Here is a 13,330-nt window from a genome sequence, read left to right as displayed (position 1 = left end):
AACGCGCCGAATCGCAGAAGTCTTCGTCCTCGCAGGTGACGCGGGGGGAGCACGGCGATCGGGCGCGCTCCCGTCTCAGGGCAGGGGGTTCTCGAACAGCGCCACGGGGTCTTTGTGCCGCGCATATTTCCCCGCCTCAGGCTGCTGCGAATGAACGGTGTCGCCGAAAAACCACTTATTGACTTCTACGTTGTCGAACCCCGCGGCCGCCAGCTTCGCTTTGGCCTCGTCCTCCGAAAGTCCGGTCACGTCGGGTACCGGGAAGGTCTGCGCGCCCTTGGAGATGGTGAGCGTCACCGTGGCCCCGGGCTGGGCCGAGGGGGGCGTCACCGCCACCACCGAGCCGCTGGCCACGGTCTCGGAGAAGACCTGGTCCGGCGCGATCACCACCTGGAACCCGGCGGTCCGCAGCGCCTGGGTGGCCGAATCAGGGTCCTGACCGGCCTCGTCCGGCACCGAGACCGGCCTGGGGCCCTTGGACACCGTGATCCGGACGTCGCCGCCCCTTTTCACCTTGCCGGACGGATCCGGTGAGGAGGTGATCACCTGCCCGGAGGGCACACTGTCGCTGTAGTCGGACAGCACGTCCGCGTGCAGCCCGTCGCGCGTCAGCTCCGCGAGCGCGGCGTCCTGGGTCTGCCGGATCACCGAGGGCATGGAGCGGAACTGCCCGCTGGCCGTCCACCACGCCGCGATCCCCAGGATCAGCGCCACGACCAGGATCACCGCCAGCGCGTAGTGCCCGCGCCGGGGCCGCCACCGCTGGTCGGCCGGGACCAGTTGGCGCGGCTGGTTCGGGGACGTGCGCGCCTTGTAGACCTGCTTGCCGCCGGGTTTGGTGGCCCGGGCCGCGTGGTCCACCCGGGTCGGGTTGGTCGGCAGCGGCGGGGGCGGCGGCACGGCCCGGGTGTGCTCCGGCGCCGGCATCACCCGGGTCCGCGCGAAGTGGCGCTGGCCGGACATCGCGGCGAACTCCGCGGTCGCGGTGTTGTCGGGGTCGGATTCCTCCATGATCGCGCCGAAGTCCAGCGCCGCGTCCGGCAGGCTGCCGATGGTGCGCATCACCTCGGCGTGCAGGACGTTGGCGTCGGCGGGCCGCAGCCCGGGCTCCCGGGCCGTGGCCCGGGCCACCAGCGCGTCCAGCGCCGGGTCCAGGCCGGGCACGGCGGCCGACGGGCTCGGCACGTCGTCGTGCACGTGCCGGTAGGCGACCTGGATCGGGGAGTCGGCGACGAAGGGCTTGGCGCCGGTGAGCATCTCGTAGAGCACGATCCCGGCGGAGTACACGTCCGAGCGGGCGTCGCAGATCCCGGACTTGACCTGCTCGGGAGCCAGGTACGAGGCGGTGCCGACGATCATCCCGGCCAGCGACACCGTGGCCCCGGCGGCGGCCGAGCGGGCCAGCCCGAAGTCGGCGACCTTCACCGCGTGCGCGTAGGTCCCCTCCTTGCCGATCAGCACGTTCTCCGGTTTGACGTCCCGGTGCACCATCCCGGCGCGGTGCGCGGCGCCCAGCGCCGACAGCACCGGCCCGAGGATCTCCAGCGCCTCGCGCGGCGTGCAGCGGCCCCGGTCGGACAGCAGCTCGCGCAGCGTCTGGCCGTCGACGAACTCCATGACCAGATACACGTGCCCGCCGTCGGCACTCTGGTCGAACACCGCCACGATGTTCGGGTGCGTCAGGCGCGCCGCGGTCTTCGCCTCCCGGATGAAGCGCGACACGAACTCCTCGTGCCGCGCCAGCTCAGGATGCATGACCTTCAGAGCGACCACGCGGTCGAGCCGCCGGTCGGTAGCCAGGTAGACCGTTGCCATGCCCCCGCGAGCGATCAGGGAGTCGACCCGGTAGCGCTCGTCGAGGACCTGCCCGACCAGCGAATCGTCCAAAGTCTTGTCCACGGGGCTGAGTCTAGAACGTGGGACCGTCGATGGTCGGGTGGGAAACAGCCTATTGTCCGCCCCGGTTGCCCCTACGGGCAGTCATCGATGCCCGGGAGCCGTCTGCCGGGATCGCCGCGATCACGCTATCAATGGTGGATTGAATGTCCTCTGTACCCCTGCGAAGGCGGGACCCATGCACACACCGGAAAAGTTGCCCGCGAGCAAGGACGGAAAGGGCGGCGGACCGGCCAAGGCACCGCGGCCGTCCGTGCTGTCCCCGGCCGCCGCGGTCGGCGGGCCGATGACTCCCGCCGCCGTCCTGACGCTTCAGCGCGCCGTCGGCAATCAGGTCATGTCCGGCATGCTCGGCCGGGAGGAGCACGTTCACGGCGCCGACTGCGGCCATGGCTCCGTCCAGCGCCGCGTGGCCGTCGAGACCGAGAACGCCGAGTCGCCGGCGGACATCCTCAAGGCCGCCATGGCCTCCGCCAGCCGGTCGATCGAGAGCGGGACGCTCAAGAAGGCTGAGTCGTTCTATCAGAACAACCGCCTGTCCCGGGGGCGCGTGCACACCGGCCAGCTCGCGCAGCGCGCGGTCGCGGCGTTCGGTGCCGAGGCCATGACCGTCGGCGAGCACATCTTCTTCGGTGCGGGCGTCGAGAACGACACGGCCACCGCCTTCCACGAATACGGGCATCTCGACAAGAACACCAGGGGGATCGCCGAGACGGGCACCGCCGGCGCCTCCGGGATCCCCGTCACCGACCCGGGCCAGCACAGCGAGCGGGAGGCCGAGAACGACGGCGCCGCGGCCGCCGGCGGGGCCGAGGTCGCCCCGTCGGTCGTCGCGCAGCGGGCCGCGGGGCAGGGCGCTGCGGCAGCCGGCGGGGAATCGGCCACCGTTCAGCGCACGCGCAGCTCGGGGCGGCGTCGTTCCAACAGCCCGCGCGATGAGGAGGAGGAGCGCAGCTACCGTCATCGTTCTCGCTCCTATGACTACGACTACGAGGACGCGCGCGCCACCACCTCCTACGTTCCCGCCCCCAGCTCCAGCGGATCCAGCCCGCGCTCTGACGACTACTACGGCGCCACCGACTACGACCGCTACGACGCCAATTACGTGACCCCTGAAACCATGGAACAGAACCCGCCCGGTCGCCGGGCCATCGGCCAGAACGCGGTGATGGGGCGCAATTCCGCAAGGGATATTCTGACAAGCGCGGGCAGGACGCCGAGAGGTACGGCGGCTCATCTGCACACCGGCGCGGCCTACGCTCTGGGCGATGGGCTGGAGGGCCAGACGCAACGGGCGAGCAATCTCACGCCCGGCTCGCAGGCGACGAACCTCGACCACAAGAGGTATGAGGACTCGGTCCCCGAAGCCACGGAGTTCCTGGGTCTGACGGTGACCGGTGCGGGCCTGACCGGCAGCGGTGCGAGCGGCCGGGGGTACGACGTCTACGACTCCATGGACTACCAGGTCCGCGGCCCCGATGGCAGAAGGCTGATCGACTCGCATCCTTTGGACCTGAGTGACTACAGTTCGGCCGCCGACCGGCAGAGCCGCTCTGACTACCGGCCGACTCGAGAGATCCGCGAGGATACGCGGTACTCCGCCATCGGCCACGTCATGGACGCGGTCCACCCGGACGACTGGGATCCCGAGTATCGCGCCTATGAGGAGCAGCGCCGGCGCCGTCATGGCCGCCATGGCAGAAGGCACTGACTGAGATGAGCGAAGGCGCGGCGGCCGGTTCCGGCTCGCCGCGCCTTACTCGTCGCGCCTTGTCCGTGGCGCCGTTCGCGGCGTCGCTCAGGCGCCCGTGTCGAACGCGGGCACCTCGTCCCGCAGGTGCGCGCGACCGTCCATCGTCGAGGAAGCCTGCGCGTGGTAGCGCTTGGGCATCCGCCCGGCCAGCCGCGCCAGCCGCCCGGCCTCGATCGCGTGCCGCATCGCCGTGGCCATCGCCACCGGGTTCTGCGCGCGGGTGACGGCGGTGGCGAGCATGACCGCCGAGCAGCCCAGCTCCATGGCCAGCGCGGCGTCCGAGGCGGTGCCGATGCCGGCGTCCAGGATCACCGGGACCGAGACCGCGTCCACCATCAGCTCGATGTTGTGCGGGTTGCGCACGCCCAGGCCCGAGCCGATCGGGGCGCCGGCCGGCATCACGGCCGCGCAGCCGATCTGCTCCAGCCGCTTGGCCAGCACCGGGTCGTCGGAGGTGTACGGCAGGACCGTGAAGCCGTCGTCGACCAGCGCCTCGCAGGCGGCGACCAGCTCGATCGGGTCCGGCAGCAGGGTGTGCTCGTCGGCGATCACCTCGACCTTGACCCAGTCGGTGCCCAGGGCCTCGCGGGCGAGCTTGGCGGTCAGGATCGCCTCGCCGGCGGTGAAGCAGCCGGCCGTGTTCGGCAGGACCTGGATGCCGTTGCGGCCCAGGACGTCCAGGACCGAGCCGCGGGTGGCGGTGGACACGCGGCGCAGCGCCACGGTGGTCAGCTCGGTGCCGGAAGCCAGCAGCGCCTGCTCCAGGACGTCCAAGGACGGCGCTCCGCCGGTGCCCATGATGAGCCGTGAGGAGAAGGTCTTCCCGGCGATCTCGAAGCTGGCGTCGGAGACGGGGTCGGACATGGCTTTCTCAGCAGTCATGGCTTTCTCAGCCTCCTTGCACGGCGGTGAGGATCTCCACCCGGTCGCCGGCCGCGAGCGGGGTGCCGTCCCAGGAAGCGCGCGGGACGACGGTTTCGTTGACGGCCACGGCGATGCCGCCCCGGTTGCCGTCCCGGGCCGCCTCGACGACCGAGACGACCAGGTCCGCGACGGTGGCGCCCTCGGCGATCTGCGAGGGCTCGCCGTTCACTGACAGCTGCATGATGTGCTCAGTGCTCATTTCTGGGATCCCGCGAACCTGAGAGGACTGAAGGGCGCCAGCGCCTCCGGGACCGCGCCGGTGGCCAGGATCTCGGCCATGCCGTCCGCGGTGGCCGGCGTGAGCAGCACCCCGTGCCGGTAGTGGCCGGTGGCGTACAGCAGCCCGGGCAGCGCGGTGGGGCCGATCAGCGGGGCGTTGTCGGGGGTGCCGGGGCGCAGCGCGGCGCGGGTCTCGATCAGCGGCAGCTCGGTGATGCCGGGGACCAGCTCGCGGGCGTCGCGCAGCAGTTCGTAGACGCCGCCGGCGGTGACCGTGGTGTCGTAGTCCTGTTCCTCGACGGTCGCGCCGAGCACGAGTTCGCCGTGCGCACGCGGTACGAGGTAGGCGTGGTTGTTGCGGACGACGTAGCGCACCGTACGGGACAGGAACGGCTTGAAGACGTCCGGCACCGCCAGCCGCAGGATCTGCCCCTTGATGGGCCGTACCGGCGGGATCAGCCCCTCGGGGACGCCGGCGATCTGCCCGGACCAGCATCCGGCCGACAGCACCACCTGTCCCGCCGACAGCGCGGTGCCGTCCTCCAGCACCACTCCGGTGGCGCGGTCCCCGGTCACGGTCAGCTCGGCGACCTTCGCGCGCACGATCGTCACGTCCGGATTCCGCTCCAGCGCCGCGAACAGCGCGGCCAGCAGCATCCGGTTGTCGACCTGGTGGTCGCCGGAGACCAGCAGCCCGCCGCGCACACCCGGCGCCAGCATCGGCTCCAGCCGCCGGGCGTCACGGCCGGTCAGCCATTCCGCTTTCAGGCCCAGGGATTGCTGGAACGTGTGGAGCTCGGAGAGGACTTCCCGGTCGTCGGCGTCGAAGGCCACGACCAGCGTCCCGGCCTCGCGGTACCCGGGGTCCAGGCCGTCGGAGGCCTCCCGCAGCTCCTCGATGAAGGAGGGATAGCGCTGCGCCGAGGCCAGGTTCAGGCCCAGCAGCGTCTCCTCGCCGTAGTGCAGCTCGGTGACCGGCGTGAGCATGCCCGCGGCGGCGAAGGAGGCGTTGGAACCCGGCGCCGGATCGCAGATCGTCACCGACAGTCCGCGCGCGGCGGTCCGCCAGGCGGTGGCCAACCCGATCAGGCCGCCGCCGATGATCAGGACGTCGGAACTGGCAGGCACTGGCATGGTCCACAGTCTAGATCCGACGTCCGATGTACGGCGGTGGCCCTCCGCCGGGGCCCGGCCGAACACAAGCCGCACACAAGACGTTCACCGGCCGGCGGCGCCCTGCCAGACGTTGATCAGCATCAGCGGCTTGCCGGAGCCGACCCAGTAGAACTCGAACGCGTTCAGCGCGATGACCAGCGCCGCGAGCAGCGCCAGCGGCGCGATCGCGGGCAGCGCGGGGGAGCAGGCGGTGATGACGATGGCCAGCAGCGCGGCCACCGTGCGGGTCCAGGAGGCGCCGCCGAACATCATGATCCGCGTGTAGCAGAAGGTCGCTATGTACAGCGAGACGCCGCTGCCCAGCAGCAGCGCGTGCACGCCGTGCGGGTGCGCCGTCGGGTCGGCCACCGCCTGCGACATGCCGGCCGCGGCCAGCATGATGCCCAGCACGAACAGCATGTGGCCGTAGGAGAAGGAAGAGCGCACCAGCAGCGCCGGGACCTTGGCGACCTTCAGCGCGTGCTCGGTCGCCGAGGCGCCGTACTGGAAGTACGTCCACCACAGCCCGCACGAGAGCAGGAACGCGACGAACAGCGTCACCGCCTCCTCGCCGTGCAGCGCGTTGCGCGTGCCGCCCTGCCCGATCCCGACCAGCGTCTCGCCGAGCGCGATGATGACGAACAGCCCGAAGCGCTCCGGCAGGTGCGAGGCGTCGAACTGCATGGAGTCCAGCCGGTGCCCGAGCACGATCGGGACCGCGAGCTCGATCGCCGCGATCGCCAGCCACACCCACTGCCGGGTCTCCGACGGCAGCAGCCCGGCCAGCGTCCAGGCCAGGCCCGCCAACACGCCGACGGTGAACGGGTTGAGCCGGACCTGGAAGGCGTCGCGCGCCTGCATCGTGACGCCGAGCAGGATCCGGGAGACCAGGTACGCCGCGCCGAACAGCACGCCGCGGTTGCCGTAGGCGTCCGGCACCGAGATGCACATGACGAACGCGGCCCCGGCGATGGCCAGCAGCACCAGGTGCCGCTTGGTCGCCGAGATCACCATGCCGTTGAACACGATGGCGCAGCCCACCCAGGCCCACCAGAACGGCACGAACAGCAGCACCGAGCGGCCCAGGTCCGCCCAGCCGGTTCCGACGTACATCGCGTGCGCGACCTGGGTGACCGCGAACACGAACACCAGGTCGAAGAACAGCTCGGCCCAGGTCACGCGCTGTACCGCGTGCGGGGACCGGCCGTGGTCCGGGCCGGCGTCGTCGGCTGCTATATCGGCGTTGCCGTCGTCCTCGTCGGATTCGATCGGGGTGTCCGGGTAGTCCTCGCTCGCCACGGCGACCATGATGGCGCATACAGGTTGTCCCCGGGATACAGTGACGGACTGATGAAACTAGAACGTGTTCTTGTCGTCGGCGGCGGCATGGCGGGACTGCACACGGTGCGGTCGCTGCGTGAAAAGGGTTTCCAGGGCTCGGTCACGTTCCTGGGCGAGGAGAAACACGCGCCCTACGACCGGCCCCCGTTGTCCAAAGCGATGCTCGCCTCCGGGCGCGGCGCGGTCGAGGAGGTCGAGGAGCTCGCCTTCGCGTTCGACTTCGCCGACTCCGGCGTGGAGTGCCGGTTCGGCGAGCGCGCCGTGGGCTGGGCCCCCGGCGTGGTGACCACCGAGACCGGCGTCGAGCTGCGCTACGACCGGCTGGTCGTGGCCACCGGATCGGTGCCGGTCCAGCTCGGCTTCGGCGAGACGCTGCGCACCTACGAGGACGCGCTGCGGCTGCGCGAGCGCGTCCTGGGCGGCAAGCCGATGGCCATCGTCGGCGCCGGGTGGATCGGCGCCGAGGTGGCCACCGCGGCCCGCAACGCCGGGACCGAGGTCGTGGTCCACGAGGCGCGGGAGCGCCCGCTGGCCGCGATCTTCCCGCCGGCGATCGGGCAGGCGATGGCCGGCTGGTACGCCGAGGCCGGCGCCGTGCTCAAGTGCTCGGACCCGGTCACCGGCCCGCCCCCGGGTACCGACCACACCCTGGTCGCCGTCGGGGCCCGCCCGGACACCCGCTGGCTCGGCGAGGCGTTCCACCGCGCCCAGGACGGCTCGCTGCTGGTCTCGGAGCATCTGGAGACGAACGTGCCCGGCGTGTTCGCGGTCGGGGACGTCGCGGCGTATCGCAGCGTGCGCTACGGCGGACGCCACATCCGCGTCGAACACTGGGACAACGCCCTGCGCGGCCCACAGTCGCTGGTGCCGAACCTGCTGGAGGGCGTCGGCGCCGAGATGTACGACCCGGTGCCCTACTTCTGGAGCGAGCAGTTCGGACGGATGGTGCAGTACATCGGGCACCACACCTCCGCCGACCGCACGGTGCTGCGCGGCGACCTGAGCACGCCGTCCTGGTCGGTGTGCTGGCTTGATCCACACGCCCGGCTGACCGCCGTCCTGGCGATCGGGCGCCCCCGCGATCTGGCGCAGGGCCGCCGCCTGGTGACCGCCGGAGCCGTGATGGACGCCGCCCGGGTGGCCGATGCGGGAGCACCTTTAACGGCGGCGGTGCTCTAGAACACCTGGCATGCTTGGGAGCGTGACTGAGAAGAACACCGCAGTTGGCACCGCACACGCCGAGGCCCACCGCGACTCGATCGACCCCGAGACCGACGCTCTGGTGGGGGACTGGCTCACCCTGCCCGATGTCGCCGAGCGCTTCGGCGTCCAGGTGACCCGCGTCCGGCAGCTCCTGCGCGACAACCAGCTGATCGCCGTCCGCCGCGGCGAGAACAACGCCCTGCACGTCCCCGCCGGCTTCCTCATCGACGACCACACGGTCAAGGGCCTGACCGGCACCCTGACCCTGCTCAGGGACGCGAAGTTCTCCGACGAGGAAGCCCTGCGCTGGCTGTTCACGCCGGACGACTCGCTGCCCGGCACGCCGGTCCAGGCGCTGCGCGAGAACCGCGGCACCGAGGTGCGGCGGCGCGCGCAGGCCGAGCTGTGAGCTCTGCCGTTACCGCTGCCGTTACCGTTACCGCTACCGCTACCGCCACCGCTGCCCCGGCATCCGCTCTGCGCGACAAGCTGGCCGACGCGCGCCTGTACCTGTGCTGCGACGCCCGCGAGAAGCAGGGCGACCTGCCGGAGTTCCTGGAAGCGGTCCTGTCCGGCGGCGTGGACATCGTCCAGCTCCGCCAGAAGGGCATCGAGGCGCGGGCGGAGTTGGCGGCCCTGGAGGTGTTCGCCGACGCCTGCCGCCGCCACGGCAAGCTGCTGGCCGTGAACGACCGCGCCGACGTGGCGCTCGGCGCCGACGCGGACGTCCTGCACCTGGGCCAGGACGACCTGCCGGTCTCGTTGGCCCGCAGCGTCATCGGCGCCGGACCGCTCATCGGCCGGTCCTGCCACGCCGAGGAGGAAGTCGACGCCGCGGCGATGGAGCCCGGCGTGGACTACTTCTGCACCGGCCCGGTCTGGCCGACCCCGACCAAGCCCGGCCGCCCCGCCCCGGGCCTGAGCCTGGTCGAGTACGCGGCGGTGCTGGCGCCCGAAGGCGCGCGGCCCTGGTTCGCCATCGGCGGCATCGACGCCGGCAACCTCGGCGAAGTGCTGGCGGCCGGCGCGCGGCGCGTGGTCGTGGTGCGGGCGCTGACGGAGGCCGCGGATCCGCATGCGGCCGCCGCGGAGCTCAGCGGGATGCTGCGGGGATGAACCGCCGGTGCCGGCGCGGCGAGTTCGCGTCGGCACCACCCTGGTCGACGGTGCATCGGTCGGCTCCGGCCGCGTGCCCTGATGATCACCGTGAGTTAGGCTCGCGACCGTGACCCCGTCCGCGTCGCCCCGAGCCGCGTCCCGTGCCGCGTCCCGTGCCACGTCCCGAGCCACGTCCCGTGCCGCGCCCCTCGCGGCGCTGCTCGCGCTCCTGGTCGCCGCGGTCCTGGGGCTGTCCGGCTGCGGCGGCTCGTCCAGCAGGAATTCGCCCGCGTCCCTCAAACCCGCGGGCATGGCCACCGTCGCCGAGACGAGCCTGCCCGCCGAGGCGCGCGACGTCATCAAGCGGATCGAGAACGGCGGCGGCTTCCAGTACCGCCAGGACGGCGTCACCTTCCAGAACCACGAGCGGCAGCTGCCCGCCGAGCCCGGCGGCTACTACCGCGAGTACACCGTCGCCACGCCGGGGGCGGTCGATCGTGGGGCGCGGCGGCTCGTGCTCGGCAAGAACGGCGAGCTCTACTACACCCAGGACCATTACAAGTCCTTCCTGCGGGTGGTGCGAGGTGGTGCGACATGACAGCGTTGGCCCACGTCCTCGGTGAGGCCGGCCCCGGGGTCCGCGTCTGGAACTCCGACCGGTCGGCGGCCGAGATCCGTACCGAGGCCGAGGAGATCGCCTGGCGCTGCGTGTTCGTGGACTGCTCGCGCGTCCACGACAAGCCGCAGTTCCTCGAGGAATGCGAACGCTCCTACCGTTTCCCCGCCTACTTCGGCCACAACTGGGACGCCCTCGCCGACTGCCTCGCCGACCTGCAGTGGCTGCCCCCGCCGGCGACCGGCGGCGGGATCCTGACCGTCGTCGAGGACAGCAACACCTTCGCCTTCGCCGACCTGGACGCCTACAGCATCGCCCTGGAGGTCTGGGAGGAGGCCGCCGAGGCCTGGCGCCGGATCGGCGTGCCCTTCACCGTGCTGCTGCGGCCGGGAGCGTGATCCGCAGCAGCGCGCCGACCGGCTGCGGCACGGCCTCCATCCGGCCGCCGTGCGCCTCGGCGACCTGCTTGGCGATCGCCAGGCCGAGCCCCGACCCGGGCAGCGACCGCGCATCCGGCGAGCGGCGGAAGCGGTCGAAAACGTAAGGCAGGTCGGCGTCCGGGATGCCGGGCCCGTCGTCGCCGACCTCGATGACGGCGTACCCGGCGACCGCCCGCACCGCGATGCCGGCCCGCGTCCCGAACTTCAGCGCGTTGTCCACGAGGTTCCCGATCGCACGCTCCAAAGCCGCCGGGGGCCGCGGGCACGGCGCCGCCGTACTTCGCCGACGTGCGCAGTGGCGGCGTCCTGCACCTTCTTCTTGCACGCGTCCGCCGACGGCCGGTTCCTCCGTCGCGGGATCACCGAACCAGCCACGCTTCTCGCCGAGTCGCGGCGAACCTTTGCATTCCCTTAGGAATCGCTGGGCGTTCAGACTCTTGACACCCCGTCTGGTCTACACCATTTTGAACTCAGCCCCCGTGGTGTAGACCACTAACCCCACAAGATCCAGGAGTCTTCCCCGAGAGAGGTGTGCTTTGACCTGTGCAAGAACGCGCCTCCGCGCGTTCGCGGCCATGCTGGCCGCAATCCTTGTCGCCGCCGCGATGACCGTCGCCCTGAGCGCTTCCCGCGCCCGCGCCGACAGCAACCTGGTGGTGAACCCCGGCTTCGAAAGCGGAAGCCTGAGCCCGTGGACCTGTGACGCGGGCACCGGCAGCGTGGTCGGCTCGCCGGTCCACAGCGGCAGTCACGCGCTGGCCGGAGCGGCGAACAACTCCGACGACGCGCAGTGCACGCAGACCATATCCGTGCAGCCGAACTCGGCGTACACGCTGTCGGCCTACGTCGAGGGCGCCTACGTCTACATCGGCGCCACCGGTTACAGCTCCACGTGGACGCCGTCGGCGACCTCGTACCAGCAGCTGAGCACCAGCTTCACGACCGGCGCCTCGACCACGAGCGTCCAGATCTACCTGCACGGCTGGTACGGGCAGGGTACGTACTACGCCGACGACGTCTCGCTCGTCGGACCGGGTGGCCAGACTCAGGTGCCCCCCGTTCCGAGCGGTCTGTCGGTGACGGGTACGACGTCGAGCTCCGTGTCGTTGTCCTGGAGCGCGTCCAGTGGTGCGACGGGGTACAACGTGTACCGCGGCGGCACCAAGGTCGCGAGCGTGTCTGGGACCTCGTACACCGACTCCGGCCTGAGCGCCTCCACCAGTTACAGCTACACGGTTTCCGCGACGAACTCTGCAGGGGAGTCGGCGCAGTCCGGTGCTGTCACGGGTACCACGGCCGGGAGCGGGACCTCGGTCCCGCCGACTCCGGGCGGTCTGTCGGTGACCGGTACGACGTCGAGTTCCGTGTCGTTGTCCTGGAGCGCGTCCAGCGGTGCGACCGGGTACAACGTGTACCGCGGCGGTACCAAGGTCGCGAGCGTGTCCGGGACCTCGTACACCGACTCCGGCCTGAGCGCCTCCACCACCTACAGCTACGCGGTCTCGGCCACCGACTCGGCCGGTGAGTCCGCGAAGTCCTCGGCGGTGAGCGCCACCACCTCCGGCTCCGGCGGCACCGGCGGCTCGCTGCCCAAGCACGTGCTGACCGGCTACTGGCAGGACTTCGTGAACAGCGCCAAGCCGCTGAGCCTGGCGGCCGTGCCCTCCGGGTACAACCTCGTGGCCGTGGCCTTCGCGAACGCCGACCCGAGCAACCCCGGCGGCGTCACCTTCAGCGTCGACTCCGGGCTGTCCTCGGCGCTCGGCGGCTACACCGACGCGCAGTTCAAGGCGGACATCGCCACGCTGCACTCGCGCGGCCAGAAGGTGATCGTCTCGGTCGGCGGCCAGAACGGCGCGATCAGCGTCGGCGACTCGACCTCGGCGAACAACTTCGCCAACAGCGTCTACGGCATCATGCAGAGCTACGGGTTCGACGGTGTCGACATCGACCTGGAGAACGGCGTCAACGCCACCTACATGGCACAGGCGCTGAACACGCTGTCCGGCAAGGCCGGCTCCGGGCTGATCATCACCATGGCCCCGCAGACGATCGACATGCAGTCGACCGGCATGGCGTACTTCCAGCTGGCGCTGAACATCAAGAACATCCTCACGATCTCCAACACCCAGTACTACAACTCCGGGTCGATGAACGGCTGCGACCAGGGTGTGTACGCCGAGGGGACCGAGAACTTCATGACCGCGCTGGCCTGCATCCAGTTGCAGGGCGGGCTGCGCCCGGACCAGGTGGGGCTCGGCCTGCCGGCCTCCGGCAGCGCGGCCGGCGGCGGGTACGTCTCGCCGTCGCTGGTGAACAACGCGCTGGACTGCCTGGCGGCCAAGACGAGCTGCGGCTCGTTCGTCCCGCCGAGCACCTGGCCGACCATCCGCGGCGCGATGACGTGGTCGATCAACTGGGATGCGAGCAACGGGTGGAGCTTCGTGAACACCGTCGCCCCGCATCTGGCGGCGATGCCGTGACACGGAGGTGATGCCGGCTCCCCGGCGCGCGCCGGGTCCTGCGGACCGGGGACAGCGCCGGCGCTGACGTCCTGAGACAGGGCCGGCGCTCAGGCGCCGGGCGGGCCATTCGCGGCGGCCGTCGGACTTCGGTCCGGCGGCCGCCGTCTGGTTCGCCGGCGGCCGTCCGGTTCACAACACACAACGGATCCGGCCGTGGTTC

General features: G+C 71.1%; 13 protein-coding genes. 7 read left to right on the top strand and 6 right to left on the bottom strand.

The genetic code is table 11. The annotated features are described in order from the left end of the window. Positions 1-75: 75 nt before the first annotated feature. Positions 76-1,899 (bottom strand): Stk1 family PASTA domain-containing Ser/Thr kinase, encoded by a 1,824-nt coding sequence (pknB, locus tag ABH926_RS05675; RefSeq protein ID WP_370364266.1) that lies wholly within the window; start codon positions 1,897-1,899, stop codon positions 76-78. A 175-nt stretch (positions 1,900-2,074) separates the two neighbouring features. Here pknB and ABH926_RS05670 point away from each other — a divergent pair, with 175 nt between their 5' ends. Beyond that, complete coding sequence (locus ABH926_RS05670) at positions 2,075-3,607, top strand: DUF4157 domain-containing protein (protein ID WP_370364265.1); 1,533 nt, start codon at positions 2,075-2,077, stop codon at positions 3,605-3,607. Between the two features lie 87 nt (positions 3,608-3,694). On the opposite strand, the gene ABH926_RS05665 is transcribed toward ABH926_RS05670, so the two are convergent. The 4 genes from ABH926_RS05665 to ABH926_RS05650 all read right to left on the bottom strand — a co-directional run bounded on the left by ABH926_RS05665 (position 3,695) and on the right by ABH926_RS05650 (position 7,246). Then, positions 3,695-4,513, bottom strand: coding sequence for a thiazole synthase (locus tag ABH926_RS05665; RefSeq protein WP_370364569.1), 819 nt, complete (start codon positions 4,511-4,513; stop codon positions 3,695-3,697). 25 nt (positions 4,514-4,538) lie between these two features. Beyond that, complete coding sequence (gene thiS / locus ABH926_RS05660) at positions 4,539-4,772, bottom strand: sulfur carrier protein ThiS (RefSeq protein ID WP_370364264.1); 234 nt, start codon at positions 4,770-4,772, stop codon at positions 4,539-4,541. Next, the gene (gene thiO, locus ABH926_RS05655; protein ID WP_370364263.1) at positions 4,769-5,926 is read right to left on the bottom strand and encodes a glycine oxidase ThiO; all 1,158 of its coding nucleotides are present in this window, start codon (positions 5,924-5,926) and stop codon (positions 4,769-4,771) included. The genes thiS and thiO overlap by 4 nt, the downstream gene beginning before the upstream one ends. 84 nt (positions 5,927-6,010) lie before the next feature. Next, positions 6,011-7,246 (bottom strand): low temperature requirement protein A, encoded by a 1,236-nt coding sequence (locus tag ABH926_RS05650; protein ID WP_370364262.1) that lies wholly within the window; start codon positions 7,244-7,246, stop codon positions 6,011-6,013. A gap of 51 nt (positions 7,247-7,297) precedes the next feature. On the opposite strand from ABH926_RS05650, the gene ABH926_RS05645 reads away from it, so the two are divergent. From ABH926_RS05645 to ABH926_RS05625, 5 genes are all read left to right on the top strand, one after another. Next, positions 7,298-8,467, top strand: coding sequence for an NAD(P)/FAD-dependent oxidoreductase (locus ABH926_RS05645; RefSeq protein ID WP_370364261.1), 1,170 nt, complete (start codon positions 7,298-7,300; stop codon positions 8,465-8,467). Between the two features lie 10 nt (positions 8,468-8,477). Continuing rightward, the gene (locus ABH926_RS05640) at positions 8,478-8,900 is read left to right on the top strand and encodes an Rv2175c family DNA-binding protein (protein WP_370364260.1); all 423 of its coding nucleotides are present in this window, start codon (positions 8,478-8,480) and stop codon (positions 8,898-8,900) included. Between the two features lie 68 nt (positions 8,901-8,968). Continuing rightward, the gene (gene thiE, locus ABH926_RS05635; protein WP_370364568.1) at positions 8,969-9,607 is read left to right on the top strand and encodes a thiamine phosphate synthase; all 639 of its coding nucleotides are present in this window, start codon (positions 8,969-8,971) and stop codon (positions 9,605-9,607) included. A 109-nt stretch (positions 9,608-9,716) separates the two neighbouring features. Continuing rightward, positions 9,717-10,187 (top strand): ribonuclease domain-containing protein, encoded by a 471-nt coding sequence (locus tag ABH926_RS05630; protein WP_370364259.1) that lies wholly within the window; start codon positions 9,717-9,719, stop codon positions 10,185-10,187. Further along, on the top strand, positions 10,184-10,603 hold the full coding sequence (locus ABH926_RS05625) for a barstar family protein (protein ID WP_370364258.1): 420 nt from the start codon (positions 10,184-10,186) through the stop codon (positions 10,601-10,603). Before ABH926_RS05630 ends, ABH926_RS05625 begins: the two co-directional genes overlap by 4 nt. On the opposite strand, the gene ABH926_RS05620 is transcribed toward ABH926_RS05625, so the two are convergent. Next, positions 10,575-10,865 (bottom strand): sensor histidine kinase, encoded by a 291-nt coding sequence (locus ABH926_RS05620; RefSeq protein WP_370364257.1) that lies wholly within the window; start codon positions 10,863-10,865, stop codon positions 10,575-10,577. The genes ABH926_RS05625 and ABH926_RS05620 overlap by 29 nt on opposite strands. Positions 10,866-11,220: 355 nt before the next feature. On the opposite strand from ABH926_RS05620, the gene ABH926_RS05615 reads away from it, so the two are divergent. Then, positions 11,221-13,128: a glycosyl hydrolase family 18 protein gene (locus tag ABH926_RS05615; protein WP_370364256.1), complete on the top strand. Its 1,908-nt coding sequence runs from the start codon at positions 11,221-11,223 to the stop codon at positions 13,126-13,128. Positions 13,129-13,330: the final 202 nt, after the last annotated feature.

It is taken from the genome of Catenulispora sp. GP43, assembly GCF_041260665.1.
Classification (GTDB): domain Bacteria; phylum Actinomycetota; class Actinomycetes; order Streptomycetales; family Catenulisporaceae; genus Catenulispora.
This window is presented reverse-complemented; position numbering and strand designations above follow the sequence as displayed.